Below are 24,436 nucleotides of genomic sequence, written 5' to 3'. Positions count from 1 at the left end.
GGAGGCCAGCCATGCCCATCGCAACGGTGAACCCGGCGAACGGCGAGACGATCAAGACGTACGAGGCCATGGGCGCCGAGGAGATCGAGCGCCGGCTCCAGCTCGCCGTGGCCACCTTCCGCACGTACCGGGAGAGCGGCTTCGCCGACCGCGCGCGGTTGCTGAACCGGGCGGCGGACCTCCTGGACGAGGACCAGCAGGACATCGCCCGCGTGCTGACCACCGAGATGGGCAAGCCGATCAAGCAGGCGCGCGCGGAGGCCGCGAAGTGCGCCAAGGCGATGCGCTGGTACGCCGCCAACGCCGAGCGCCTCCTCGCCGACGAGGAGCCCGCCGACACCGACGTCGAGGACTCCGGCGCCTCCCGGGTCCGGGTCCGTTACCGGCCGCTCGGTCCGATCCTCGCGGTGATGCCGTGGAACTTCCCCCTGTGGCAGGTGATCCGGTTCGCCGCGCCCGCGCTGATGGCGGGCAACGTCGGACTGCTCAAGCACGCCTCGAACGTGCCCCAGACCGCCCTCTACCTGGAGGACCTGTTCCACCGGGCGGGCTTCACCGAGGGCTGCTTCCAGACCCTGCTCATCGGCGCCGCCGCGGTCGACGACATCCTGCGCGACGAACGCGTCAGGGCGGCGACCCTGACCGGCAGCGAGCCCGCCGGGCGCGCGGTCGCCTCCACCGCCGGGGAGATGGTCAAGAAGACGGTGCTGGAGCTGGGCGGCAGCGATCCGTACATCGTGATGCCGTCGGCGGACCTCGACCGGGCGGCACAGGTCGCGGTGACGGCGCGGGTGCAGAACACCGGCCAGTCGTGCATCGCCGCCAAGCGGTTCATCGTCCACACGGACGTGTACGACGCCTTCGCCGAGCGTTTCGTCCAGGGCATGGAGGCGCTCAGGATCGGCGACCCGATGGACGAGGAGACGGAGGTCGGGCCGCTGTCCAGCGAGCGGGGCCGGGCCGACCTGGAGGAGCTGGTGGACGATGCGAAGCGCAGCGGCGCGCGCGTGCTGTGCGGCGGGGAGCGGCCCGAGGGCGACGGCTGGTACTACCCGCCGACGGTCCTCGCCGGGATCACCCGCGAGATGCGCATCCACCGCGAGGAGGCGTTCGGGCCGGTCGCCACGCTGTACCGGGCGGGTGACCTGGACGAGGCGGTGCTGATCGCCAACGACTCCCCTTTCGGACTGAGTTCCAACGTCTGGACGCGCGCGGAGACGGACGTCGACCGGTTCGTACGGGATCTGGAGGCGGGCAGTGTGTACGTCAACGGGATGACCGCCTCGCACCCGGCTTTCCCGTTCGGGGGTGTGAAGCGGTCCGGGTACGGGCGTGAGCTGTCCGGGCACGGAATCCGCGAGTTCTGCAACATCACGACCGTATGGCACGGAGCGTGAGGGTTCCGGGGCTACGATCCCCTTTGTGAACCGCGAAGTGACTCTGCCTCTGATCGTCGACGACCGCGGTACCTTGCAGGTGGCCGCGGCCGACGTGAGCAAGCTGCTCCGCACGGTGGGCGGGAGGTGGCTGCGTCTCGTCGAGGCCGGGCAGGAGGGGCTCGACGAGGACACGGTCGCCGCGCTGACCATCGAGCTGGCCAAGTTGGCCGACCGGATCGACGTGGCGTGCATCGCGCACAGCAGTGGGGCCGGTTCCTAGAGGTCAGCGGCGTGCGGTGACCCGGCGCCCGAAAGTCGTTGTCGCCTGTACGGAGTAACCCGGCGCGAGATCGCGGGCCTCTCGGGTGATCGTGGGTTTACACCTCCTCGGAGGTGAACCACCTTCTGACCGGGGCCCAGAGCCTTCCGGACGGCGAAAGCAGGCACGGTTCATGGCGACTTTGTGCAGACCCTCGGTGTCCGTTCCAGAACACGTGATCACGATGGAAGAGACGCTGGAGCTGGCACGCTCCCGCCACGCGGACCATCCCCAACTTCCGCTGGCCCTTCGGCTGATCGAGAACACCGGCGTGCGCACGCGGCACATCGTGCAGCCCATCGAGGAGACCCTCAAGCACCCCGGGTTCGAGACCCGCAACAAGATCTACGAAGCCGAGGCCAAGGCCCGTGTCCCAGCGGTCGTGCAACGGGCGCTCGACGACGCGGAAATGCTCACCAGCGACATCGACGTGATCATCTATGTGTCGTGCACGGGCTTCATGATGCCCTCGCTCACGGCCTGGCTGATCAACGAGATGGACTTCCCCAGCAACACCCGTCAGATCCCCATAGCCCAGCTGGGCTGTGCGGCCGGCGGCGCGGCGATCAACCGGGCCCACGACTTCTGCATGGCCTACCCCAAGGGCAATGTGCTGATCGTGGCCTGCGAGTTCTGCTCGCTGTGCTACCAGCCCACCGACATCGGTGTCGGATCGCTGCTGTCCAACGGCCTGTTCGGGGACGGCATCGCCGCCGCCGTGGTCCGCGGCCGCGGCGGCACCGGAGTGAAGCTGGAGCGCAACGGCTCGTACCTGATCCCCAAGACCGAGGACTGGATCTCGTACGACGTCCGGGCCACCGGATTCCACTTCCTGCTGGACAAGCGGGTGCCCGGCACCATGGAGCCGCTCGCGCCGGCGCTGCACGAGCTGGCGGGCGCCCACGGGTGGGACGCCTCCGACCTGGACTTCTACATCATCCACGCCGGAGGACCCCGCATCCTCGACGACCTCAGCAAATTCCTGCAGGTCGAGCCGCACGCCTTCCGGTTCAGCCGGGCCACCCTCACCGAGTACGGCAACATCGCCAGCGCCGTCGTCCTGGACGCGCTGCGCAGGCTGTTCGACGAGGGCGGCGTCGAGCACCAGGCGCGCGGACTGCTCGCCGGGTTCGGACCCGGCATCACAGCGGAGATGTCCGTGGGCCGCTGGCAGATCGACGAGGCGGCGTGACATGAGCCAGGACACGATCATCGCGACCGCGCCACCGCACGTCGGGTGCGGCAGGAGCGACGACACGACCACGGGGACCGCGCCGCCACCCGTGCGGCAGTGGCCGGCACTGGACCTGACCGGAGTGGCCTTCGATCCGGTCCTGCGCGACCTGATGGACGACGGCCCGGTCACCCGGATCCAGCTGCCCAACGGCGAGGGCTGGGCCTGGCTCGTCACCCGCTACGACGACGTACGGATGGTGGCCAACGACCCCCGGTTCAGTCGCGAGGCGGTCAGGGAACGGCCGGTCACCCGGCTCGCCCCGCACTTCATCCCGGCCCGTGGCGCGGTCGGTTTCCTGGATCCGCCGGACCACACCCGGCTGCGCCGCTCGGTGGCCTCCGCGTTCACGGCGCGGGGCGTGGAGCGGGTACGGGAGAAGTCCCGGCGGATGCTCGACGAGCTGGTGGACGAACTGCTCCAGGACGGCCCGCCCGCCGACCTCACGGCGACCGTGCTGAGTCCCTTCCCCATCGCGGTGATCTGCGAGCTGATGGGCGTCCCGGCCGCCGACCGGCACAACATGCACGTCTGGACGCAGCTGATCCTGTCCTCGTCGCAGGGCGCGGACGTCAGCGAGCGGGCCAAGCAGGAGATGAGCGCCTGTTTCTCCGATCTCATCGGCCTCAGGGAGAACAGCACGGCCGAGGACGTCACCTCCCTGCTCGGCGCCGCCGTGGGCCGGGGCGAGATCACGCTGGAGGAGGCCGTCGGCCTCGCCGTGCTGGTCCAGATCGGCGGCGAGGCGGTCACCAACAACAGCGGGCAGATGTTCTACATCCTGCTCACCCGGCCGGACCTCGCCGAGCGACTGCGCGCCGAGCCGGCCATCCGCCCGCAGGCCATCGACGAACTGCTGCGCTGGATCCCGCACCGCAACGCCGTCGGCCTGTCCCGCATCGCCACGGAGGACGTACACATCAAAGGCCACCTCATCCGCGCGGGCGAGGCGATCTACGTGTCGTATCTCGCGGCCAACCGGGACCCGGACGTCTTCCCCGACCCCGGGACGATCGACTTCTCCCGCAACCCCAACCCGCATGCGGCGTTCGGCTTCGGGCCCCACTACTGCGTGGGCGGCATGCTGGCGAAGCTGGAGTCCGAGCTGCTGGTGGACGCCCTGCTGGACCGGGTGCCGGGCCTGAGACTGGCGGTGCCGCCGGATGAAGTGCCCTTCAGGAAGGGCGCGCTGATCCGCGGGCCCGAATGCCTGCCCGTGACCTGGTGAGCGCACGGTGACCGCGACCGAGGGACTGCTGGTGCCACCCGGCCACGGCCGGGTGGTCCAGACACCCGCCCAGCACGTGACGTTCAAGGTCACCGGCTCGCACTCCCGGACGGCCTCCACCTTCGAGGTGCTCGTGCCCCCGGGCTTCGACGTCGGCGCCCATGTGCACACCCGCAGCGAGGAGCTGTTCTACGTCCTCGAAGGCGAGCTGGACGTACTCGCCTTCGAGCCCCGCGTCCGGACCCCCGACAACTGGCAGAAGTGGGAGTCGAGTTCGGGAAGGCGGGTGGTCCGTGCGACACCGGGGACGGTCATCGTCGTGCCGCCCGGATGCCCGCACGCGTTCGCGAATCCGACGGAGACCCCGGCAAAGATGTTCTTCCAGGCGTCCCCGCCTCCGGATCACGAGCGGTACTTCGAGGAACTGCTGGAGATCCTGAGGGACGGGGGCCCACCGGATCACGAGGCGATCGAAAAACTCCGGGCAAGGTACGACATCGAGCAACTCACACCTTTGAAGCACCGATGAGTGCACGCCCCCCGCGTACTACCGAATGGACATCCCAGACACCGTCCGAGCAATCACCAGCCGCTGGATCTCACTGGTCCCCTCGAAGATCGTGTAGATCGCCGCATCGCGGTGCATGCGCTCCACCGGGTACTCCCTGGTGTAGCCGTTGCCACCGAGAATCTGGATGGCCTGGGCGGTGACCTTCTTCGCCGTCTCGCTCGCGAACAGCTTGGACATCGAGCCCTCGGCCGCCGTGAACGGCTTCCCGTTCACCGCCATCCAGGACGCCCGCCACACCAGCAGCCGCGCCGCATCGATGGACGTGCGCATGTCGGCGAGCTGGAACGCGACCCCCTGGTTGTCGATGATCGGCCGCCCGAACTGCTCACGCGTCATCGCGTAGTCCAGGGCCACCTCGTACGCCGCCCGGGCCGTGCCCACGGCCATCGCGCCGACGGCGGGACGGCTCGCCTCGAACGTCGCCATCGCCGCGTTCTTCACCCGCTCCCCGCCGGAGGCCTTCGCCTTCTCCCGGGCGCGGGCGAGCCGCTCGTCCAGCTTCTCCTTGCCGCCGAGCAGGCAGGAGCCGGGGACACGCACGTTGTCGAGGACGACCTCGGCGGTGTGCGAGGCGCGGATGCCGTGCTTCTTGAACTTCTGGCCCTGGGACAGCCCCGGTGTGTTCGGCGGGATGATGAAGGAGGCATGACCCTTGGAGCCCAGCTCGGGGTCGACGACCGCGACGACCACATGGACGCCCGCGATGCCGCCGTTGGTCGCCCAGGTCTTGGTGCCGTCGATGACCCACTCGTCCTTGGCCTCGTCGTACACCGCACGCGTACGCATGGACGCCACGTCGGACCCGGCGTCGGGTTCGGAGGAGCAGAACGCGGCGACCTTGACGTCGCTGGCATCGCCGTACATCTGGGGGATCCAGGTGCCGATCTGCTCCTCGGTGCCGTTGGCGAGCACCCCCACCGCCGCGAGGCCGGTGCCGACGATCGACAGGGCGATACCGGCGTCGCCCCAGAACAGCTCCTCCATGGCCATGGGGATACCGAGGCCGGTGGGGTCGAAGTACTGCTGCGCGTAGAAGTCGAGGGAGTAGATGCCGACCTTCGCGGCCTCCTGGATGACCGGCCAGGGAGTCTCCTCACGCTCGTCCCATTCGGCGGCCGCGGGGCGGATGACATCGGCGGCGAAGCCGTGCAGCCAGTCCCGGACCTCCTTTTGTTCGTCGTTGAGCTCCATGGTGAACTCGGCCATGTCCCCTCCAGCGGCGCACAATGCATGTTACTTGCGGTAACAGCAGTCTGTTACCCATGGGTAGGAAAAGTCAACTGACGACGATTCCTCGGCAGCCCGTTCGAGGCACGGGGCGTGTTGAGTGTTAGTTTGCGCTGGCGTCACCGATTCAGCACGGGTGGGGAGAGCTCATGGACACCACGCAGCGGACCGAGCAACAGCGGTCCGCCGACCGCCGACGGCGCGAGCTGCTGGAGGCCGCCGACAGGGTGGTGCTGCGGGACGGCCCGCAGGCGTCGATGAACGCCATCGCCGCGGAGGCGGGCATCACGAAGCCGATCCTTTATCGCCACTTCGGTGACAAGGGCGGGTTGTACGCGGCGCTGGCCAAGCGGCACACCGACGCGCTGCTGGACTCGCTGCGGGCCGCGCTGGACGCTCCGGCGGAGCGGCGCGAGCGGGTCGAGGCGACCCTGGACACCTATCTCGCGGCGATCGAGGCTCGGCCCCAGGTGTATCGGTTTCTGATGCATCCGGCGGAGGGGTCGCCGGGGGATCAGGGGTTCGATGTGGGCAAGCACTCGGCGCCGTTGTTGCGGCGGATGGGTGAGGAGCTGGCCCAGGTGATCGAGGAGCGGCTGGATCTCGGTCCGGGGAGTCAGCAGCTGGCCCGGGTGTGGGGGCATGGGATCGTCGGGATGATGCATGCCGCCGGGGACTGGTGGCTGGGGGAACGGCCTTGTTCTCGGGATGAGTTGGTGCGGAGTTTGGCTGATCTGCTGTGGGGGCGTCTTGCGGCTGCGGGGGATCGGATGGGGGGTCCGGGGTTCTGACGGTGGTATGCGGTCTGCGGGTTGTGTGGGTTGTGTGTGGCTTGTCGCGCCCACGCGGCGGAGCCGCATACGACACAGCCCCGCGCCCCTGAGTCGGCATCCTCACCTGCGCCAAGGGGCCCGGGCCACCTGTCGCATCAGGCGACGGTGGCGCCAGCCCGTTACTCGGTCCGCATAGACCCGGCCCTCAAGATGGTCGCACTCATGCTGGAGGCACCGCGCGAAGAACCCCGTGGCATGTACCGTCACCGGCTCCCCGGTCACCGTGAACCCCTCCACCACCGCATGGTCGTAACGCTCCGTCCCTGCCTCCAGGCCCGGCAGGGACAGGCAGCCCTCCGGGCCGCGAACCACCACGCCGTCCGTCTCCACCAAGCGTGGGTTGACCACATGGCCCAGGTGACGTACGTCATCGTCGTCGGGGCAGTCGTACACGAACACCCGCAACGGCTCGCCGATCTGGTTGGCTGCCAGGCCGACCCCGTTCGCGGCGTACATCGTCGCGAACAAGTCCTCCACCAAATCCGCCAGTCCACTGCCGAAGTCGGTCACCTCCCGGCAGGGCTCACGCAACGCGGGGTCGCCGAGCAGGGTGAGAGGCCGGACGCGCCCGTGGGCGCCCGGGATCGAGCCGTGTCGCATGACCGCAAGGGTACGGTTCCCTTCGGTCCACGTCCGCCGCGCAGGCGCGGGCCGCGATTCGGGCAGGTGAGTGGATCTCGATAGGCTGAGGCCTCACCACGTTGCCGGATGCTACGGCGCGGCGCGTACGCAAGGAGGATCGAGAACTGATGGCAGGCAACTCGGACCCGCTCACGCCGCGGGCCAAGCTGGCCGTGACCGCGGGCAAGGCGGTCGCAGCGGCATCGCGCGCCGCGGGGCGCGGCAGCGGTTCGGTGATCGGTGGCCGGGTGGCCCTCAAACTCGACCCCGACCTTCTCGCCCGGCTCGCCCAGAACCTGGACGTGATCCTGGTGTCGGCGACCAACGGCAAGACCACCACCACGCGGCTCATCGCCGAGGCGCTGCGCGCCGCGGGCCCTGTGGTGTCCAACGCGCTCGGCGCGAACATGCCCGCCGGTATCACGTCGGCGTTGGCGGGGGGCTCGGACGCCAAGTTCGGTGTCATCGAGGTGGACGAGAAGTACCTCGCCGGGGTGGCCCGCGACACGGACCCGAAGTGCATCGCGCTGCTGAACCTCTCCCGCGACCAGCTCGACCGTGCCGCCGAGACCCGGATGCTCGCCGAGAACTGGCGTGAGGGGCTCGCCGGGTCGAAGGCGGTGGTCGTCGCCAACGCGGACGACCCGCTGGTGGTGTGGGCGGCGTCGTCGTCCCCCAACGTGATCTGGGTCGCCGCCGGGCAGATGTGGAAGGACGACGCCTGGTCCTGCCCGTCCTGCGGCGGTGTGATGCAGCGCCCAGGCGACGACTGGTTCTGCGGCGAGTGCGGTTTCCGCCGGCCCACGCCGAGCTGGGCGCTGTCCGGCGACCATGTGCTCGACCCGCACGGCTCCGCCTGGCCGATCCACCTCCAGCTGCCGGGCCGCGCCAACAAGGCCAACGCCACCTCCTCGGCCGCCGTCGCCGCGGTGTTCGGGGTGCCGCCGCAGGTCGCCCTGGAGCGGATGTACCAGGTGCAGGCCGTGGCCGGGCGGTACGACGTGGTGCAGTTCATGCAGCGCGACCTGCGGCTGCTGCTCGCCAAGAACCCGGCCGGATGGCTGGAGACGTTCTCCCTCATCGACCCGCCGCCGACGCCGGTGATCCTGTCCGTGAACGCGCGCTCCGCCGACGGTACGGACACCTCGTGGCTGTGGGACGTCGACTACACGCGGCTGACCGGCCACCCGATCTTCGTCATCGGCGACCGCAAGCTGGACCTCGCGGTACGGCTGGAGGTCGCCAACCAGCACTTCCAGGTCTGCGAGAACCTCGACCAGGCGGTGCAGACGGCCCCGCCGGGCCGGATCGAGGTCATCGCCAACTACACCGCGTTCCAGGACCTGCGCCGCCGCGTCGGCAACTGACAAGCACTCAGGGGACTTTCGTGAGCGACAACCAACTGCGGGTCGTCTGGATCTACCCGGACCTGCTCAGCACATACGGCGACCAGGGCAACGTCCTCGTCGTGGAGCGCCGGGCCCGGCAGCGCGGCCTGGACGTGGCCCGGCTCGACGTGCGCAGCGACCAGCCGATCCCGACCTCCGGCGACATCTACCTGATCGGCGGCGGTGAGGACCGCCCGCAGCGGCTCGCGGCCGAGCGGCTGCGCCGCGACGGCGGCCTGCACCGGGCCGTGGGGAACGGCGCGATCGTCTTCTCCGTGTGCGCCGGTTACCAGATCCTCGGCCACGAGTTCATCAACGACCTCGGCCAGCGCGAGCCCGGCCTCGGGCTGCTGGACGTGGTGTCCGTGCGCGGCGAGGGCGCGCGGTGCGTCGGTGACGTGCTCGGCGACATCGACCCGCGCCTGGGCCTGCCCCCGCTGACCGGCTTCGAGAACCACCAGGGCGTCACCCACCTCGGCCCCACCGCCCGCCCGCTCGCGCAGGTGCGGTTCGGCAACGGCAACGGCACGGGCGACGGCACGGAGGGCGCGTACAACGACACGGTCTTCGGCACGTACATGCACGGCCCGGTGCTGGCCCGCAACCCGCAGATCGCCGACCTGCTGCTGAAGCTGGCCCTCGACGTCAACGCGTTGCCGCCGACCGACGACCGCTGGTACGAGGCGCTGCGCGACGAGCGCATCGCGGCGGCGCAGCAGCAGCCCGCGTAGGACGCGTTCACCTGCGCTCCAGCGCCGCTCAAGGAGCCCGTCTGACGGGCCGTCCGCACAGGTGAGCGGGGTCGTCCAGCAGTCGGACGCACGGTTCGGTCCCGCCCCCCGGTGCCGCTAGGGTGGCGGGGATCGAGCCGGACAGCGTGGTCCGGTCCCGGCTCACGTCGAGAAGGTATTTCGGGCTATGCGCATTGGTGTCCTCACGTCCGGCGGCGACTGCCCCGGTCTGAACGCCGTCATCCGGTCCGTCGTGCACCGTTCTGTCGTCGACCACGGCGACGAGGTCATCGGCTTCCGTGACGGCTGGAAAGGCCTCCTGGAGTGCGACTACCTCAAGCTCGACCTCGACGCGGTGGGCGGCATCCTGGCCCGCGGCGGCACCATCCTCGGCTCCTCCCGGGTCCGTCCCGAGCATCTGCGGGACGGTGTGGAGCGGGCCAAGGGGCATGTCCAGGAGCTCGGCCTGGACGCGATCATCCCGATCGGCGGTGAGGGCACCCTCAAGGCGGCCCGGCTGCTGTCGGACAGCGGTCTGCCCATCGTGGGCGTGCCGAAGACCATCGACAACGACATCGCCGTGACCGACGTGACGTTCGGCTTCGACACCGCCGTGACCGTCGCGACCGAGGCGCTGGACCGGCTGAAGACCACCGCCGAGTCGCATCAGCGGGTGCTGATCGTCGAGGTCATGGGCCGGCACACCGGGTGGATCGCGCTGCACTCGGGCATGGCGGCGGGCGCCCACGCCATCGTCGTACCCGAACGGCCCTTCGACATCGAGGAGCTGACCGCGAAGGTCGGGGAGCGGTTCGAGGCGGGCAAGCGGTTCGCGATCGTCGTCGTGGCGGAGGGGGCGAAGCCGCGGCCCGGCACGATGGCGTTCGACGAGGGCGGCAAGGACATCTACGGGCACGAGAGGTTCGCGGGGGTCGCCCGGCAGCTGTCCGTCGAGCTGGAGAACCGGCTCGGCAAGGAGGCGCGGCCGGTCATTCTCGGGCATGTGCAGCGGGGCGGTACGCCTACGGCCTACGACCGGGTGCTCGCCACTCGGTTCGGGTGGCATGCGGTGGAGGCGGCGCATCGGGGGGAGTTCGGGAAGATGACCGCGCTGAAGGGGACCGAGATTGTGATGGTGTCCCTTGCGGAGGCGGTGGAGACTCTCAAGACCGTGCCGTCGGCGCGGTACGCCGAAGCGGAGTGCGTGCTTTAGCCGTCCGGTACGTTGCATTGCCCCCGGTCGCAAGCGCGGCCGGGGGCAGTTCTAGTCTTGGGGCGGACAGACAGCACAACCCGCACGAAACAGGAGCCGCCGGATGGATCACAGCGGGCACGGCATGACCATGGATTTGCCGCCGTTCACGCTGGGGCGGGGGCTTCAGTGGTCGGCGGAGCCGTTCTTTCTCGTGGCCTGTCTGCTGGGGCTCGCGCTGTACGGGTGGGGCGTCGTCCGGCTGCGGCGGCGCGGGGACAAGTGGCCGCTCGGGCGGACCGTGTCCTTCGTCGCCGGTGTGCTGACCATCGGGCTGATGATGTGCACCCAGCTGAACGACTACGGCATGGTCATGTTCAGCGTGCACATGGTGCAGCACATGGTGATCAGCATGCTGTCGCCGATCCTGATCCTGCTCGGCGGCCCGATCACGCTCGCGCTGCGCGCGCTGCCGCCCGCCGCCCGGGGCCACAAGGGCCTCCGCGAGCTGCTGCTGGCGCTGCTGCACAGCCGGTACATGCGGATCATCACGCACCCGGCGTTCACGATCCCGCTGTTCATCGCCAGCCTCTACGCGCTGTACTTCAGCCCGATCTTCGACTTCCTGATGGGCTCCAAGCCGGGGCACATCGCGATGATGGTGCACTTCCTCGCCGTGGGCCTGGTGTTCTTCTGGCCGATCATCGGCGTGGACCCGGGGCCGCACCGGCCCGGCCATCTGATGCGGATGCTGGAGCTGTTCGCGGGCATGCCGTTCCACGCGTTCTTCGGCATCGCGCTGATGATGGCGTCGACGCCGATGGTCGACACCTACGCCGACCCGCCCGCGTCGCTCGGCATCGACGCGCTCGCCGACCAGAACGCGGCCGGCGGTATCGCCTGGGCGTTCAGTGAGATCCCGTCCGTTCTGGTGCTGATCGCGCTGCTGTTCCAGTGGTACGCCTCCGAGCAGCGGCAGGCGCGGCGCAAGGACCGGGCCGCCGACCGCGACGGCGACAAGGAACTCGAGGCGTACAACGCCTATTTGGCCTCACTGAACGCACGCAGCCGCTGACCTGCTTTTCCGGGCGGTTCCTTTTTTCCCGCCGCGGGATCAGCCGCCCGGTCGGAACGGCGGGCCCCTCGGATCCGGCGGCGGGGACACGGCTGTGGTTCGGGGAGTAGGAGTACGTGACGCTGAGTGTGCCCGGGGGCACGAGTGGCGGGGCGACCACTCCCCCGGATCCGGGCCCGTCGTCACCGGCGCCCACCGGCGACCGAGCGTCCGACCAGCCAGGCACCCTCCTCCGCCCCACCACCGCCGACCACGACCGCACCCCCGACGAGCGAGCCACCCCCTAGACCAGCGATCCCCGCAGCGAGGGCAGGCTCCTGGAATTCCGGCACTCATTTCGCCGTGCGCACCGTACGCAAGCAGAACGGGGGCACCATGGGAGGGGACGAACCATAAGGAGGGTGTTGCGATGCCCGGTTCTACGGACGGCTCTACGAAAGCGATGGGGGTGCTCACCGTCGGCGGACTCGTCGTGGTGACCGCCTACACGGTGGCGCTCGGCAGCAACGGCTGGCTGTGGTTCGGCTGGGTCGTGCTGGGCCTGATCACTCTCGGGATGGTGGCCACCCGCAGCACCTGAGGTCGTTCACTCGCGGGTGACCCGCCCTGCCGAGTGCACCCCCGGCTGGTACTTCGGCAGCCGGGCGGTGACCTTCATGCCCGCGCCGACGGCGGTCTCGATGACGAGGCCATAGTCGTCGCCGTAGACCTGCCGCAGCCGGTCGTCGACGTTGGACAGCCCGATGCCGCCCGAGGGGCTGACCTCCCCGGCGAGGATGCGGCGCAGCAGGTCGGGGTCCATTCCGGCGCCGTCGTCCTCGATGACCACGAGGGCCTCGGCGCCGGTGTCCTGTGCGGTGATGCTGATGTGGCACTTGTCGGCCTTGCCTTCGAGGCCGTGCTTGACGGCGTTCTCGACGAGCGGCTGGAGGCAGAGGAAGGGCAGGGCGACGGGGAGGACTTCGGGGGCGATCTGGAGCGTCACGGAGAGGCGGCTGCCGAAGCGGGCCCGGACAAGCGCCAGGTAGTGATCGATGGCGTGGAGTTCGTCGGCGAGGGTGGTGAAGTCGCCGTGCCGACGGAACGAGTAGCGGGTGAAGTCGGCGAACTCCAGCAGCAGCTCGCGGGCGCGCTCGGGGTCGGTGCGGACGAACGAGGCGATCACGGCGAGCGAGTTGAAGATGAAGTGCGGGGAGATCTGGGCGCGCAGGGCCTTGATCTCGGCCTCGATGAGGCGGGTGCGGGACTGGTCCAGGTCAGCGAGTTCGAGCTGGACGGAGACCCAGCGGGCCACCTCGCCGGCCGCCCGGACGAGGACGGCGGACTCGCGGGGCGCGCAGGCGACGAGGGCGCCGTGCACGCGGTCGTCGACGGTGAGGGGGGCGACGACGGCCCAGCGCAGGGGGCAGTCGGGGGCGTCGCAGGTCAGCGGGAAGGCCTCGCCGCGGCCGGTCTCCAGGGGGCCGCTGAGGCGTTCCATGATCTCGGCGCGGTGATGGGCGCCCACACCGTCCCAGGCGAGGACGTGTGTGTCGTCGGTGAGGCACAGGGCGTCCGTGCCGAGCAGTGAGCGCAGCCGGCGGGCGGACTTGCGGGCCGTTTCCTCCGTGAGCCCGGCCCGCAGCGGGGGCGCGGCGAGGGACGCGGTGTGCAGGGTCTGGAAGGTGGCGTGCTCGACGGGGGTGCCGAGACCGCCGAGGCTCTCGGGGCGAGCCGTGCGCCGCCCCAGCCAGAAGCCCGCGGCGAGCAGCGGGAGCACGGCGACACAGAGCCCGGCGACGAACCCACTCATGCCGCCACCCCTCCCGGGCCGTCGCCCACATCCGCATGCGGCAGTACCGCGTCGGCCCACGAACCCGCAGGCCCATCACCCACCCTCCACCGCCGAACCCCGGCATGCCCCGACCACACCAGACAGCCGCCATCGGCCACAGCGGCTCTTGGCCCCCGGCGGGACTCGCTCATGCCGCCACCCCACCCGGGCCGTCGCCCACACCCGCATGCGGCAGTACCGCGCCGGCCCACGAACCCGCAGGCCCATCACCCACCCTCCACCGCCGAACCCCGGCATGCCCCGACCACACCAGACAACCCCCATCGGCCACAGCGGCTCTTGGCCCCCAACGGGACTCGCTCATGCCTTCACCTCCGCCCGCACTTCCTCCGGCAGGTGAAATCGCGCCAGGATCGCCGCCGTCCCCGCCGGGACCCGGCTCGGGGTCGCCAGGGACACCAGCACCATCGTGAGGAAGCCCAGCGGCACCGACCACAGTGCGGGCCAGGCGAGCAGGGCGTGCAGGGGGCCTGCGCCGGGGAAGTCCGCCATGGTGGCGGCCACCGCCAGGAACGCCGAACCCCCGCCCACCAGCATCCCGGCCGCCGCGCCCGGCGGAGTCAGCCGACGCCACCAGATGCCGAGCACCAGCAGCGGGCAGAAGGACGACGCCGACACGGCGAAGGCCAGCCCCACCGCGTCCGCCACCGGCAGCCCGCCGACCAGCACGCTCGCCGCGAGCGGGGCGGCCATCGCGAGGACCGTGCCGCGCCGGAAGTGCCGCACGCCCCGCGCGGGCAGGACGTCCTGCGCGAGCACGCCCGCGACCGCCATGGTCAGCCCCGACGCCGTGGACAGGAACGCCGCGAAGGCCCCGCCCGCCACCAGCGCGCCGAGCAGATCGCCGCCGACGCCCCCGATCATGCGCTCCGGCAGCAGCAGGACCGCCGCGTCCGCGTCGCCGGCGAGGGTGAGTTCGGGGGCGTAGAGACGGCCGAGGGCGCCGTACACCGGCGGCAGCAGATAGAAGGCGCCGATCAGGGCGAGCACGGCGACCGTCGTCCGGCGGGCGGCGACGCCGTGCGGGCTGGTGTAGAAGCGGACGACGACGTGCGGCAGGCCCATGGTGCCGAGGAAGGTGGCGAGGATCAGTCCGTACGTGGCGTACAGCGGGCGTTCCGCACGGTTCTCGGCCCGCGACGGTGACATCCCGCCGCCGCTCGCGGAGTCCGCCCGGGGGACGGGCGTGCCCTTGTCGAACGTGAGGCGGGTGCTCTGTTCGATTCGGTGGGTGCCGGCGGGCAAGTCGAGCCGCTGCTCCTCGTACGTGCGCCCGTCGACCGTGCCGCTGACCGTCACCGTCAGCGGCCTGTCGAGCTTCAGGTCGAGGGTGTCGTCGACGCGGACGACCCGCTGTTCGCGGAAGGTGGCCGGTTCGTCGAAGGCGTCGCGGGGGGCGCCGTCGCCCTGCCAGGCGAGGACGAGGAAGAGGACGGGGACCAGGAGGGCGGTGAGCTTGAGCCAGTACTGGAAGGCCTGCACGAACGTGATGCTGCGCATGCCGCCCGCCGCGACGATCGCGGTCACGACGACGGCGACGATGATCCCGCCGAGCCAGTCGGGCGCGCCGGTCAGAACGGTCAGCGTCAGCCCGGCGCCCTGGAGCTGTGGCAGCAGGTACAGCCAGCCGACGCCGACGACGAAGGCGCCCGCGAGCCGCCGTACCGCCTGGGAGGCGAGGCGGGCCTCGGCGAAGTCGGGCAGCGTGTAGGCGCCGGAGCGGCGGAGGGGGGCGGCCACGAAGACGAGCAGCACCAGGTATCCGGCGGTGTATCCGACCGGGTACCAGAGCATGTCCGGGCCCTGGACGAGGACCAGTCCCGCGATGCCGAGGAAGGACGCGGCGGAGAGGTACTCGCCGCTGATCGCGGCGGCGTTCAGGCGGGGGCCGACGGTGCGGGAGGCGACGTAGAAGTCGGAGGTGGTGCGGGAGATGCGCAGGCCGAAGGCGCCGACGAGGACGGTCGCCACGACGACGAGGGCGACGGCGGGAACGGCGTATCCGGAGTACACGGGTCGACGTCCTCAGCGGTCCTCGACCAGGCGGACGAAGTCGCGTTCGTTGCGTTCGGCGCGGCCGACGTACCAGCGGGCCAGCAGCACCAGGGGCGCGTACAGGCAGAAGCCGAGGACCAGCCACTCCAGGCGGCGTGCGTTGGGGGTGGTGGCGAACACCAGGGGCAGGGGGCCGACCAGCAGGACGAGGACCGCGAGCACCGCGAGGGCGGCGCGGAGCTGGGTGCGCATCAGGGAGCGGACGTAGGTGTGGCCGAGGGTGGTCTGCTCGTCGATCTCGGTGCGCGGGCGGTAGTAGCCGGAGGCGCGGCTTGTGCGGCGGGGCGGGCCGGTGACGACCACGCGGCGTTCGGTGGGTTCCGGTGGCATCGTCACGGCCTCCTCATGAGCAGGTCCCGCAGCTCGCGCGCGTGGCGGCGGCTGACCTGGAGTTCCTCCGTGCCGACCAGGACGCTGACCGTGCCCGCGTCGAGACGGAGTTCGCCGATGTGGCGCAGGGCGACCAGGTGGCGGCGGTGGATGCGCACGAAACCGCGGGAGCGCCAGCGCTCCTCCAGGGTGGACAGCGGGATGCGGACCAGGTGGCTGCCCTTGCCGGTGTGCAGGCGGGCGTAGTCGCCCTGGGCCTCGACATGGGTGATGTCGTCGACGGCGACGAAGCGGGTCACGCCGCCCAGCTCGACGGGGATGTGGTCCGGGTCGGGCTCGTGGACGGGGATGCGGGGCGCGGCGCCGCGCTGCTCGGCGGCCCGGCGTACGGCTTCGGCGAGCCGTTCCTTGCGGACGGGTTTCAGCACGTAGTCGACCGCCTTGAGGTCGAAGGCCTGCACGGCGAAGTCCTCGTGGGCGGTGACGAAGACGACCAGCGGCGGCTGGGCGAAGCCGGTGAGCAGCCGGGCCAGGTCCAGTCCGTCGAGGCCGGGCATGTTGATGTCGAGGAAGACGACGTCGATGGCCTCGGGTCCGTCCGGTCCGGACTCCAGGGCGCGGGTGATGCGGCGCAGCGCCTCGGTCGCGTCGCCGGCACCCTCGGCGCTGCCGATCCGCGGATCCGCGTTCAGCAGGTACACGAGTTCCTCGAGGGTGGGTCGTTCGTCGTCGACAGCCAGGGCGCGCAGCATGAACGTGGAGTCTAGGTGCGATTCGTACGTCTGCACACGGGCCGGGCGTGGACGTTCGCCCTGGATACAGTGCTGTTATGAACAGCAGGTCGGCGCCCTTCGACGAACTGGACCGGAAGATCATCACCGCGCTGATGGCGAACTCCCGGACGAGCTTCGCCGAGATCGGCGCGGCGATCGGGCTGTCCTCGACGGCCGTGAAGCGCCGGGTGGACAGGCTGCGGGAGACCGGCGTGATCACCGGGTTCACGGCGACGGTGGAACCGTCGGCGCTGGGCTGGCGTACCGAGGCGTATGTCGAGGTGTACTGCGAGGGCGCGGCGCCGCCCCGGCGGCTGGCGGAGGTGGTGCGGGGGTATCCCGAGATCACGGCGGCGATGACGGTGACCGGCGGCGCGGACGCGTTGCTGCATGTGCGGGCGCGGGACGTGGAGCACTTCGAGGAGGTGCTGGAGCGGATCCGTACGGAGCCGTTCATCCGGAAGACGATCAGTGTGATGGTGCTGTCCCATCTGATCCCGGAGAGTCCGGAGGCGGGTGCGAGCCAGCCCGCGCCGGAGCGCGCACCAGACGTGCGCTGAGGCCGGAAACTACGCAGCGATCCTGCGCGGACACGCAGCTTTTGTTTCTTGTCGGTCCTTTCCGCCGTTCCTACCGTGGTGTCACCCCAGTCGACACCGCAGGAAGCGGAGGGACCCCTCTGTGCCCGAAACCCGTGTGCCGCGCCGGCGGCGCTTCCTCGTCTGCGAACCCAGACACTTCGCCGTGCAGTACGCGATCAATCCCTGGATGGACCCCGACGTCCGGGTCGACGTCGATCTGGCCCAGGAGCAGTGGCGGACGCTGGTCCGCGCCTACCAGGACCACGGCCACACGGTCGACACCGTGCCGCCGGTGCCCGGTCTGCCGGACATGGTCTTCGCCGCCAACTCGGCGGTCGTCGTCGACGGCCGCGTCTTCGGCTCCCTCTTCCACGCGCCCGAGCGGCGCCCCGAGTCCGGCTACTACGACACCTGGTTCAAGGCGGCGGGCTTCGACGTCTACCGCCCGGAGAACGTCTGCGAGGGCGAGGGCGACCTCGTCCCGACGGGCCGGTACGTGCTGGCCGGCACCGGTTTCCGCACCACCCGCGAGGCGCATCGCGAGGTGCAGGAGTTCCTCGGTGTGCCGGTGATCTCCCTGACCCTGGTGGACCCGTACTTCTACCACCTCGACACGGCGCTGTTCGTGCTCGACGAGGAGAACATCGCGTACTACCCGGACGCGTTCTCGCCCGGCAGCCGTGAGGTGCTCGCGCGGCTGTACCCGGACGCGGTGCTCGGCACCCGCGAGGACGCGATGGCGTTCGGGCTCAACTCCGTCTCCGACGGACATCACGTCTTCATCTCGCCCCGTGCCGAGGGCCTCGCCGCACAGCTCGCCGACCGCGGCTATGCGCCCGTCCCGGTGGACCTGTCGGAGTTCCACAAGGCCGGCGGGGGCATCAAGTGCTGTACCCAGGAAATCCGGGAGATCCGTTCATGACCGCACCCGCCCGTACCCGCGACTCCGCCGAGCTGATCCGCGCCGAGGAGCCGGTGCTCGCGCACAACTACCACCCGCTGCCCGTGGTCGTCGCCCGCGCCGAGGGCACCTGGGTGGAGGACGTCGAGGGCCGCCGCTACCTCGACATGCTGGCCGGCTACTCGGCCCTCAACTTCGGCCACCGCCACCCCGCCCTGATCGAGGCGGCCCACCGCCAGCTGGACCGTCTGACCCTGACCTCCCGGGCCTTCCACAACGACCGGCTCGCGGAGTTCGCCGAGCGGCTGGCCGAGCTGACCGGCCTGGACATGGTGCTGCCCATGAACACCGGCGCGGAAGCGGTGGAGAGCGGCATCAAGGTGGCCCGCAAGTGGGCGTACGACGTGAAGGGCGTCCCCGCCGACCGGGCGACGATCGTGGTCGCGGCGGAGAACTTCCACGGCCGTACGACGACGATCGTGAGCTTCTCGACGGACGAGACGGCGCGGGCGGGGTTCGGCCCGTTCACGCCGGGCTTCCGGATCGTGCCGTACGACGACCTCGCGGCGCTGGAGGCGGCGGTCGACGAGACGACGGCCGCAGTGCTGATCGAGCCGATCCAGGGCGAGGCGGGCGTGCTCATCCCGTCCGAGGGCTACCTGGCCGGCGTGCGGGAGCTGACGCGGCGCAAGGGATGCCTGTTCATCGCGGACGAGATCCAGTCGGGCCTCGGCCGTACGGGCCGCACGCTCGCCGTCGAGCACGAGCACGTCGTCCCCGATGTGCTGCTGCTCGGCAAGGCGCTGGGCGGGGGCATCGTGCCGGTGTCGGCGGTGGTCGCGCGCCGGGAGGTGCTCGGGGTGCTGCGGCCGGGTGAGCACGGTTCGACGTTCGGCGGCAACCCGCTGGCCGCCGCGGTCGGCACGGCGGTGGTCGAGCTGCTGGAGACGGGCGAGTTCCAGCGCCGGGCCGCGGAACTGGGCATTGTGCTGCGGGGGGCCCTTGAGGGGCTGGTCGGCAAGGGCGTCGTCGGCTTCCGGGCGCGCGGGCTGTGGGCGGGGGTCGACATCGACCCGGCGATCGGCACCGGGCGCGAGATCAGCGAACGCCTCATGCGTGAGGGCGTGCTGGTGAAGGACACACACGGCTCGACGATCCGGCTCGCACCTCCGCTGACCATCACGACGGAGGAGCTGCGCTCGGCGGTTGGGGCGTTGGAGGCGGTGCTGGGGCAGGCCTGAGGGGGCCGGGCGGAGGCGGCTTCGCGGGGGGGCGGCGGTCGACGGCCTCCCCGCAGGCGCCGCCCACGGCGAACAGCGCCCGCGCGGCGGCAGTCGACGGCTCCACACACGCCCCGCCGCCCACCGCGAACAGCGCCCGCGCGACGGCAGCCGACGGCTCCACACACGCCCCACCCACCCGCGAACAGCGCCCACGCGACGGCAGCCGACGGCTCCACACACGCCCCACCCACCCGCGAACAGCGCCCGCGCGACGGCAGTCGACGGCCTCGCGCACGCCCCACCCACCCGCGAACAGCGCCCACGCGACGGCAGCCGACGGCTCCACACACGCCCCACCCACCGGCGAACAGCGCTCCCACCCAGCCCTCCACGCGACCGCCCGCCCCGCCCCTCTCCCGGGCGGGCGGTCCCCCAGCGGCAGCCCCGCCCCCACAGGGGTGAAGATGGGGGCAAGAGGTGGTAGACCACTCTCAGCGACAGAGAGGTCAACCGTGGGCACATTCGAGGAGCGCGACGTCGACCGTCGGCGGTTCGACGTGGCGGACGCCGCTCCCGTGCTGCTCGACGCCCAGGGCGTGGTGACGAGCTGGACCAGGAACGCCCAGCGCCTGCTGGGGTACGCCCCCGCCGAGGCGGTGGGCCGGGGTGTCGCCGAATTGTTGATGCCCGAGGACGCGGCACGGGTGCCGGAGCTGGTCGAGCGGTGCCGCAGGGACGGCGGCTGGGCGGGCCTGATGACGGCCCGGCGTGACAACGGGATGCCGGTCCGGGTGATGGTCCGGATCACCTCGGCGCTGGAGACGCAGGGCCCCTCCCGCTGGCTGGTGCTGCTGTCGGAACTGGGCGACGCCCCCGGCTGGGACATGAGTCGCGGCATGCTGGAGCAGCTGGTGGCCCGCTCCCCGATCGGCATAGCGATCGTCGACACCAACCTGCGCTACGTCTGGTCGAACGCCGCCCTCGCCAGGTTCGGCGGTGGACCGCCCAGCCACCGGCTGGGCCTGCGGCTGGCGGACATCCAGCCGGGCCTGGACGCCGAGGCGATCGAGGCGCAGATGCTGCACGTCCTCGCGACCGGCGAGCCGGTCCTGGACTTCGAGCACGTGGGCCACGTACGGTCCGCCCCGTTCCGCGAGACCGCCCACATGATGACGTTCACCCGCCTCGACGACGGCCACGGCCGTCCCATGGGCGTGTACTACACCGTCGTCGACATCAGCGACCGGCACCGCGCCCGCCAGCGCCTCGCCCTGCTGGACCGCGCCGGCGAGCGCATCGGCCGCACTCTGGACATCACGCAGACCGCGCAGGAACTGGCCGACGTGGCGGTGCCCGAGCTCGCCGACTTCGTGACCGTGGATCTGCTGGAGTCGGTGCTGCGCGGCGCGGAACCGGAACTCGGGCCGCCACGTGAAACGGACCGGGTGCGGCTGCGCCGGGCGGGGCAGCGCTCGCTCGACCGGTCCATCCCGGAGGCCGTCGTGGAGATCGGCGAGGTGGCCTCGTATCTGGCGGGATCGCCGCCGATCCGCTCGCTGACCACAGGCAACTCATGGCGCGAGGAGCGACTCGACCCGCTCGCCGAGCAGTGGGCCACGGACGCCCGCGGCGGCCGGCGGTCCATCTTCATCGAGCTGGGCCTGCACAGCGCGATGACCGTGCCGATCCGCGCGCGGGGCGTCACCCTCGGCGTCACCACCTTCTTTCGGCGCCGCCGCCACGAGCCCTTCGACGAGGGCGACCTGAGCCTCGCCGAGGATCTCGTCTCCCGGGCGGCCGTGTGCGTGGACAACGCCCGGCGCTACACCCGCGAGCGGGACGCGGCCCTGGTACTGCAGCGCAGCCTGCTGCCACACCGGCTGCCGGAGCAGGAGGCCGTGGAGGTGACGGCCTGCTACCGGCCCGCCGACGAGCTGACCGGCCTCGGCGGGGACTGGTACGACCTGATCCCGCTGTCGGGGGCGCGGGTCGCCCTCGTGGTGGGCGAGGTCACCGGGCACGGCATCCAGGCGGCGGCGGCCATGGGGCGGCTGCGGACCGCCGTACGCACCCTCGCGGCGCTGGACCTGCCGCCGGAGGAAGTGCTCGGCCACCTCGACGACCTGGTCGCCCTGGGCTCGCCCGAGGAGGGTGTCGTACCGGACGCGGGCAACCAGTGCGGGCCGCATGCGGAGGACACCGACAGCGCCCAGGCCGTCGGTTCCGGGTGCGTGTACGTCGTCTACGACCCCGTCGACGGCCGGTGCACGATGGCCGCCGCCGGACATCCCACACCGGTGGTGATCGGGCCGGACGGCAAGGTCACGTTCGTGGAGCTGCCGCAGGGACCCGCCCTCGGCGTGGGCGGGCCGCCGTTCGAGGCGGTGGAGGTGACGCTGGCCGAGGGCAGCACGCTGGCGCTGCACACCGACGGGCTGCTGGCCGGCGACGACGGGGCGTGGGCGGTCGACGTGAGCCGGGACCGGCTGCGGGGCGTGCTGCAGCGGCCCGCGCCGTCGCTGGACCAGCGCTGCCGGGCCGTGGTCGACGCGCTGGTGCCCGACCGGCCGCACGACGACGTGGCCCTGCTGATGGCCCGCACCCGGCTGCTCGGCGCCGAACAGATGGCGAGCTGGGACCTGCCCAGCGATCCTGCCGTGGTCGCCGACGCCCGCAAGTCGGCCTGCCGCCAGCTGTCGGAGTGGGGGCTGGAGGAGCTGACCTTCACCACCGAGCTGGTCGTGAGCGAGCTGGTCACCAACGCCATCCGGCACTCCATCGGCCCGATCCGGCTGCGGCTGATCAGGGCGGGCACGCTGGCCTGCGAGGTCTTCGACGGCGGCGCCACCGCACCGCATCTGCGCCATCCGCGCACCACGGACGAGGGCGGGCGCGGACTGCTGCTGGTCTCGCAGCTCACCCAGCGGTGGGGCACCCGGTTCGTCCCCGACGGCAAGGTCATCTGGGCGGAGCAGCCGCTGACCGGCTTCGCGGACTGACGCGGGCGTGGAAAACCGGCGGACGCGTCCTGCCGGAACGGCTGCCACCCGACGGCGTCACCGACGACACAGCGCTGATCAGCACGGGGCCGGCGACCGTCAGGTCCCCAGCCGGCGCGCCAGGTCCCGCAGGTCCTTGCCGATCGACGAGCGGACCTGCCGGGCCATGAGGGGCCCGGCCGGCCAGTAGTACTTTCCGGGGTCGCCCCGCACCCGGATCCGGGCGTGCGTGCCGTCGGGATGCGGGTCGAAGGTGTAGGTGACGTGCATGGGCATCGGCCCGCCACGGACACCATGTCCAGCAGCCGCGGCGGGTCGTACGCCGCGACGCGCAGGACGTAGTCGATCCGCCGCCCGAGGAAACGGGCCGTACGCGTCACCTCGGCGCCGACACCGAAGCCGCCCGTGTCCGCCTCCTGGGTCAGCTCCGCCGTACGGATGCCCTGCGTCCACTCGTGGTCGTGGCGCCAGTCCATGGCGTACGCGGCGACGCGCTCGGGCGGCAGCCCGATGACGCGCTCCGCCGTCACGTCGATGGTCATACCGGTCTCCGGGTGTCTCGGTGGACGGTCAGCTCCACTCAGGATTCCGGCCGCTGGCACCGAGCGCGCGGTGGAGTGCGGGGGCGTCGGCCGGAACGGGCACCGGCGGGCCGTAGCCGCCGCTGGTCCGGGCCTGCTCGGCGATCCGCTCGACCACACCGAGCACCGCCTGCGCGGTCTCGGCCCCGAGGGTGAACGGCCGGCCGGTGGCGCGGGCCAGGTCCCAGCCGTGCAGGGCGAGTTCCTCCAGCGTGATCGACGCGGCGAGGGCGGCGGGCATCTCACCGGGCCCGAAGTGCGTGCTGCCTTCGTACGCCGCCGGGTCGGCCCACGCGGACGCGGCCAGCTCGGCCGCCTCGGCCACGGCGGCCGACGACAGCGCCGAGACGGGGGCGTCCTCCTGGGGCTCCTTGCGGGCCGCCCGCGCGGAGGAGAGCAGGGTGCCGCCGAGGTGGTCGAGCAGCTCGGCGACCGTGAACTTCTCGCACGGCGTGCGGTCGGTGAGCTGGTCGGCACGAACGCCGGACGTGAGGGCGACGACGGAGATGAAGGCGCCGCGAAGCGCAAACTGTAGCGGCGACTAAAATGACGGGCATGGATGCGGTACGGGTGGTCGCCGAGCCCCGGCGGCGGGAGATTCTGCGGCTGGTGTGGGACGCGGAGCTGTCCGCGGGGGAGATCGCCGAGCGGTTCGACGTCACGTTCGGGGCGGTCTCCCAGCACCTCAAGGTGCTGCGGGACTCCGGTCTGGTTACGCTGCGCCAGGACGGCAAGAAACGTTTCTACCGGGCGGACCGCGAGGCCCTGGGCCCGCTGGCCGACTATCTACAGTCGATGTGGGCCGCGAAGCTCGACACGCTGGCCGGGCTGGCCGAGGCCGCAGAGGCGGCCGAGCGCTCGGGGCAGGACGAAGGGCAGGGCTCGTGAACGCGAACGTGGTCACCGTGGAGCGGCGCATCGCCGCCCGGCCGGAAACGGTGTTCTCCTTCTTCACCGACCGGGACAAGTGGCTGTCCTGGATGGGCAAGAACGGCGAGTTCACGTTCGAGCCCGGCGGCGCCTACCGCACCAACGTCACCGGCGAGAACGTCGCCGAGGGCCGCTTCGTGGAGATCGACCCGCCCAAGCGGCTGGTCTTCACATGGGGCTGGGCCGAGGGCGGGATGCCGGTTCCGCCCGGCTCGACGACGGTCGAGATCACCCTGGAGCCGGTCCCCGAGGGCACCCTGCTCCGCCTGGTCCACAGCGGCCTGCCCTCCCCCGAGGCGTCCGCCGCCCACCGGGAGGGCTGGACGCACTACACCGACCGGCTGGCCGTCGTGGCGGCGGGCGGCGATCCGGGGCGCGACGACTGGATGTGAGCGGGGCCCCACCCCAGTGACCGGGCCGGGGCCGTACGT

The 24,436-nt window shown here is 71.3% G+C and carries 24 protein-coding genes and 1 pseudogene; 17 read left to right on the top strand and 8 right to left on the bottom strand.

Annotated features, from left to right (window positions below):
* Positions 1 to 11: 11 nt before the first annotated feature.
* From HJD23_RS38105 to HJD23_RS38085, 5 genes are all read left to right on the top strand, one after another.
* Complete coding sequence (locus HJD23_RS38105) at positions 12 to 1,397, top strand: NADP-dependent succinic semialdehyde dehydrogenase (RefSeq protein ID WP_171107514.1); 1,386 nt, start codon at positions 12 to 14, stop codon at positions 1,395 to 1,397.
* 25 nt (positions 1,398 to 1,422) lie between these two features.
* Positions 1,423 to 1,659: a DUF6213 family protein gene (locus HJD23_RS38100; RefSeq protein ID WP_141310221.1), complete on the top strand. Its 237-nt coding sequence runs from the start codon at positions 1,423 to 1,425 to the stop codon at positions 1,657 to 1,659.
* Between the two features lie 172 nt (positions 1,660 to 1,831).
* Positions 1,832 to 2,890, top strand: a complete 1,059-nt coding sequence (locus HJD23_RS38095; protein ID WP_171107512.1) for a type III polyketide synthase — start codon at positions 1,832 to 1,834, stop codon at positions 2,888 to 2,890.
* A gap of 1 nt (position 2,891) precedes the next feature.
* Positions 2,892 to 4,160: a cytochrome P450 gene (locus HJD23_RS38090; RefSeq protein ID WP_171107510.1), complete on the top strand. Its 1,269-nt coding sequence runs from the start codon at positions 2,892 to 2,894 to the stop codon at positions 4,158 to 4,160.
* Between the two features lie 7 nt (positions 4,161 to 4,167).
* Positions 4,168 to 4,689: a cupin domain-containing protein gene (locus HJD23_RS38085; RefSeq protein WP_171107508.1), complete on the top strand. Its 522-nt coding sequence runs from the start codon at positions 4,168 to 4,170 to the stop codon at positions 4,687 to 4,689.
* A gap of 18 nt (positions 4,690 to 4,707) precedes the next feature.
* Here the strand turns inward: HJD23_RS38085 and HJD23_RS38080 are convergent, their stop codons facing one another.
* The gene (locus tag HJD23_RS38080; protein ID WP_171107505.1) at positions 4,708 to 5,937 is read right to left on the bottom strand and encodes an acyl-CoA dehydrogenase family protein; all 1,230 of its coding nucleotides are present in this window, start codon (positions 5,935 to 5,937) and stop codon (positions 4,708 to 4,710) included.
* 170 nt (positions 5,938 to 6,107) lie between these two features.
* Here HJD23_RS38080 and HJD23_RS38075 point away from each other — a divergent pair, with 170 nt between their 5' ends.
* On the top strand, positions 6,108 to 6,749 hold the full coding sequence (locus tag HJD23_RS38075) for a TetR family transcriptional regulator (RefSeq protein WP_171107503.1): 642 nt from the start codon (positions 6,108 to 6,110) through the stop codon (positions 6,747 to 6,749).
* A 102-nt stretch (positions 6,750 to 6,851) separates the two neighbouring features.
* Here the strand turns inward: HJD23_RS38075 and def are convergent, their stop codons facing one another.
* Positions 6,852 to 7,391 carry a peptide deformylase gene (def, locus tag HJD23_RS38070; protein ID WP_171107501.1) on the bottom strand — a complete coding sequence of 180 codons (540 nt, stop codon included), beginning with the start codon at positions 7,389 to 7,391 and terminating at the stop codon, positions 6,852 to 6,854.
* Positions 7,392 to 7,540: 149 nt separating this feature from the next.
* On the opposite strand from def, the gene HJD23_RS38065 reads away from it, so the two are divergent.
* The 5 genes from HJD23_RS38065 (at position 7,541) to HJD23_RS38045 (ending at position 12,378) form a co-directional block, all read left to right on the top strand.
* Positions 7,541 to 8,779 (top strand): MurT ligase domain-containing protein, encoded by a 1,239-nt coding sequence (locus HJD23_RS38065; protein ID WP_171107499.1) that lies wholly within the window; start codon positions 7,541 to 7,543, stop codon positions 8,777 to 8,779.
* A gap of 20 nt (positions 8,780 to 8,799) precedes the next feature.
* Positions 8,800 to 9,531, top strand: a complete 732-nt coding sequence (locus tag HJD23_RS38060) for a glutamine amidotransferase (protein WP_141310228.1) — start codon at positions 8,800 to 8,802, stop codon at positions 9,529 to 9,531.
* A gap of 187 nt (positions 9,532 to 9,718) precedes the next feature.
* A complete protein-coding gene (locus HJD23_RS38055; protein WP_171107497.1) occupies positions 9,719 to 10,744 on the top strand; it encodes a 6-phosphofructokinase in 1,026 nt (341 codons plus the stop codon).
* Positions 10,745 to 10,847: 103 nt separating this feature from the next.
* Positions 10,848 to 11,798 carry a cytochrome c oxidase assembly protein gene (locus HJD23_RS38050; protein ID WP_171107495.1) on the top strand — a complete coding sequence of 317 codons (951 nt, stop codon included), beginning with the start codon at positions 10,848 to 10,850 and terminating at the stop codon, positions 11,796 to 11,798.
* Between the two features lie 409 nt (positions 11,799 to 12,207).
* Positions 12,208 to 12,378 carry a hypothetical protein gene (locus HJD23_RS38045; protein WP_141310231.1) on the top strand — a complete coding sequence of 57 codons (171 nt, stop codon included), beginning with the start codon at positions 12,208 to 12,210 and terminating at the stop codon, positions 12,376 to 12,378.
* A 6-nt stretch (positions 12,379 to 12,384) separates the two neighbouring features.
* Here HJD23_RS38045 and HJD23_RS38040 read toward each other — a convergent pair whose 3' ends face one another.
* The 4 genes from HJD23_RS38040 to HJD23_RS38025 form a co-directional block, all read right to left on the bottom strand.
* Positions 12,385 to 13,590, bottom strand: a complete 1,206-nt coding sequence (locus tag HJD23_RS38040; RefSeq protein ID WP_171107493.1) for a histidine kinase — start codon at positions 13,588 to 13,590, stop codon at positions 12,385 to 12,387.
* A gap of 342 nt (positions 13,591 to 13,932) precedes the next feature.
* Positions 13,933 to 15,645, bottom strand: a complete 1,713-nt coding sequence (locus HJD23_RS38035) for a cation acetate symporter (protein WP_171108796.1) — start codon at positions 15,643 to 15,645, stop codon at positions 13,933 to 13,935.
* 12 nt (positions 15,646 to 15,657) lie between these two features.
* Complete coding sequence (locus HJD23_RS38030; protein ID WP_171111451.1) at positions 15,658 to 16,017, bottom strand: hypothetical protein; 360 nt, start codon at positions 16,015 to 16,017, stop codon at positions 15,658 to 15,660.
* 2 nt (positions 16,018 to 16,019) lie between these two features.
* Positions 16,020 to 16,769: a LytTR family DNA-binding domain-containing protein gene (locus HJD23_RS38025; protein WP_171108795.1), complete on the bottom strand. Its 750-nt coding sequence runs from the start codon at positions 16,767 to 16,769 to the stop codon at positions 16,020 to 16,022.
* Between the two features lie 77 nt (positions 16,770 to 16,846).
* On the opposite strand from HJD23_RS38025, the gene HJD23_RS38020 reads away from it, so the two are divergent.
* The 4 genes from HJD23_RS38020 to HJD23_RS38005 all read left to right on the top strand — a co-directional run bounded on the left by HJD23_RS38020 (position 16,847) and on the right by HJD23_RS38005 (position 22,494).
* Positions 16,847 to 17,350, top strand: coding sequence for an Lrp/AsnC family transcriptional regulator (locus HJD23_RS38020; RefSeq protein WP_171108793.1), 504 nt, complete (start codon positions 16,847 to 16,849; stop codon positions 17,348 to 17,350).
* A 121-nt stretch (positions 17,351 to 17,471) separates the two neighbouring features.
* Positions 17,472 to 18,293: a dimethylargininase gene (ddaH, locus tag HJD23_RS38015; protein ID WP_171108791.1), complete on the top strand. Its 822-nt coding sequence runs from the start codon at positions 17,472 to 17,474 to the stop codon at positions 18,291 to 18,293.
* Positions 18,290 to 19,513: an ornithine--oxo-acid transaminase gene (gene rocD / locus HJD23_RS38010; protein ID WP_171108788.1), complete on the top strand. Its 1,224-nt coding sequence runs from the start codon at positions 18,290 to 18,292 to the stop codon at positions 19,511 to 19,513. The genes ddaH and rocD overlap by 4 nt, the downstream gene beginning before the upstream one ends.
* Before the next feature lie 494 nt (positions 19,514 to 20,007).
* Positions 20,008 to 22,494, top strand: a complete 2,487-nt coding sequence (locus HJD23_RS38005) for a SpoIIE family protein phosphatase (RefSeq protein WP_171108786.1) — start codon at positions 20,008 to 20,010, stop codon at positions 22,492 to 22,494.
* Between the two features lie 99 nt (positions 22,495 to 22,593).
* Here the strand turns inward: HJD23_RS38005 and HJD23_RS38000 are convergent.
* Together HJD23_RS38000 and HJD23_RS37995 are read right to left on the bottom strand one after the other, a co-directional pair.
* Positions 22,594 to 23,036 (bottom strand): annotated as a pseudogene (locus tag HJD23_RS38000) (SRPBCC family protein).
* A 28-nt stretch (positions 23,037 to 23,064) separates the two neighbouring features.
* The gene (locus tag HJD23_RS37995) at positions 23,065 to 23,583 is read right to left on the bottom strand and encodes a TIGR03086 family metal-binding protein (RefSeq protein ID WP_171111449.1); all 519 of its coding nucleotides are present in this window, start codon (positions 23,581 to 23,583) and stop codon (positions 23,065 to 23,067) included.
* Positions 23,584 to 23,630: 47 nt separating this feature from the next.
* Between HJD23_RS37995 and HJD23_RS37990 the strand changes: the two genes are divergently transcribed.
* Together HJD23_RS37990 and HJD23_RS37985 are read left to right on the top strand one after the other, a co-directional pair.
* Positions 23,631 to 23,963, top strand: coding sequence for a metalloregulator ArsR/SmtB family transcription factor (locus tag HJD23_RS37990; RefSeq protein ID WP_171108784.1), 333 nt, complete (start codon positions 23,631 to 23,633; stop codon positions 23,961 to 23,963).
* A complete protein-coding gene (locus tag HJD23_RS37985; RefSeq protein WP_171108782.1) occupies positions 23,960 to 24,397 on the top strand; it encodes an SRPBCC domain-containing protein in 438 nt (145 codons plus the stop codon). Before HJD23_RS37990 ends, HJD23_RS37985 begins: the two co-directional genes overlap by 4 nt.
* The last annotated feature ends 39 nt before the right edge of the window (positions 24,398 to 24,436 follow it).

The sequence above is a fragment of the Streptomyces sp. Z423-1 genome, assembly GCF_013009255.1.
GTDB classification, from domain to species: Bacteria; Actinomycetota; Actinomycetes; order Streptomycetales; family Streptomycetaceae; genus Streptomyces; species Streptomyces gossypiisoli.
This window is presented reverse-complemented; position numbering and strand designations above follow the sequence as displayed.

Coding starts and splice junctions, on each gene's coding strand:
- HJD23_RS38105 (WP_171107514.1), top strand. CDS start 12: ATGCCCATCGCAACGGTGAACCCGGCGAACGGCGAGACGATCAAGACG.
- HJD23_RS38095 (WP_171107512.1), top strand. CDS start 1,832: ATGGCGACTTTGTGCAGACCCTCGGTGTCCGTTCCAGAACACGTGATC.
- HJD23_RS38090 (WP_171107510.1), top strand. CDS start 2,892: ATGAGCCAGGACACGATCATCGCGACCGCGCCACCGCACGTCGGGTGC.
- HJD23_RS38080 (WP_171107505.1), bottom strand. CDS start 5,937: ATGGCCGAGTTCACCATGGAGCTCAACGACGAACAAAAGGAGGTCCGG.
- HJD23_RS38075 (WP_171107503.1), top strand. CDS start 6,108: ATGGACACCACGCAGCGGACCGAGCAACAGCGGTCCGCCGACCGCCGA.
- def (WP_171107501.1), bottom strand. CDS start 7,391: ATGCGACACGGCTCGATCCCGGGCGCCCACGGGCGCGTCCGGCCTCTC.
- HJD23_RS38065 (WP_171107499.1), top strand. CDS start 7,541: ATGGCAGGCAACTCGGACCCGCTCACGCCGCGGGCCAAGCTGGCCGTG.
- HJD23_RS38055 (WP_171107497.1), top strand. CDS start 9,719: ATGCGCATTGGTGTCCTCACGTCCGGCGGCGACTGCCCCGGTCTGAAC.
- HJD23_RS38050 (WP_171107495.1), top strand. CDS start 10,848: ATGGATCACAGCGGGCACGGCATGACCATGGATTTGCCGCCGTTCACG.
- HJD23_RS38045 (WP_141310231.1), top strand. CDS start 12,208: ATGCCCGGTTCTACGGACGGCTCTACGAAAGCGATGGGGGTGCTCACC.
- HJD23_RS38040 (WP_171107493.1), bottom strand. CDS start 13,590: ATGAGTGGGTTCGTCGCCGGGCTCTGTGTCGCCGTGCTCCCGCTGCTC.
- HJD23_RS38030 (WP_171111451.1), bottom strand. CDS start 16,017: ATGCCACCGGAACCCACCGAACGCCGCGTGGTCGTCACCGGCCCGCCC.
- HJD23_RS38025 (WP_171108795.1), bottom strand. CDS start 16,769: ATGCTGCGCGCCCTGGCTGTCGACGACGAACGACCCACCCTCGAGGAA.
- HJD23_RS38020 (WP_171108793.1), top strand. CDS start 16,847: ATGAACAGCAGGTCGGCGCCCTTCGACGAACTGGACCGGAAGATCATC.
- rocD (WP_171108788.1), top strand. CDS start 18,290: ATGACCGCACCCGCCCGTACCCGCGACTCCGCCGAGCTGATCCGCGCC.
- HJD23_RS37990 (WP_171108784.1), top strand. CDS start 23,631: ATGGATGCGGTACGGGTGGTCGCCGAGCCCCGGCGGCGGGAGATTCTG.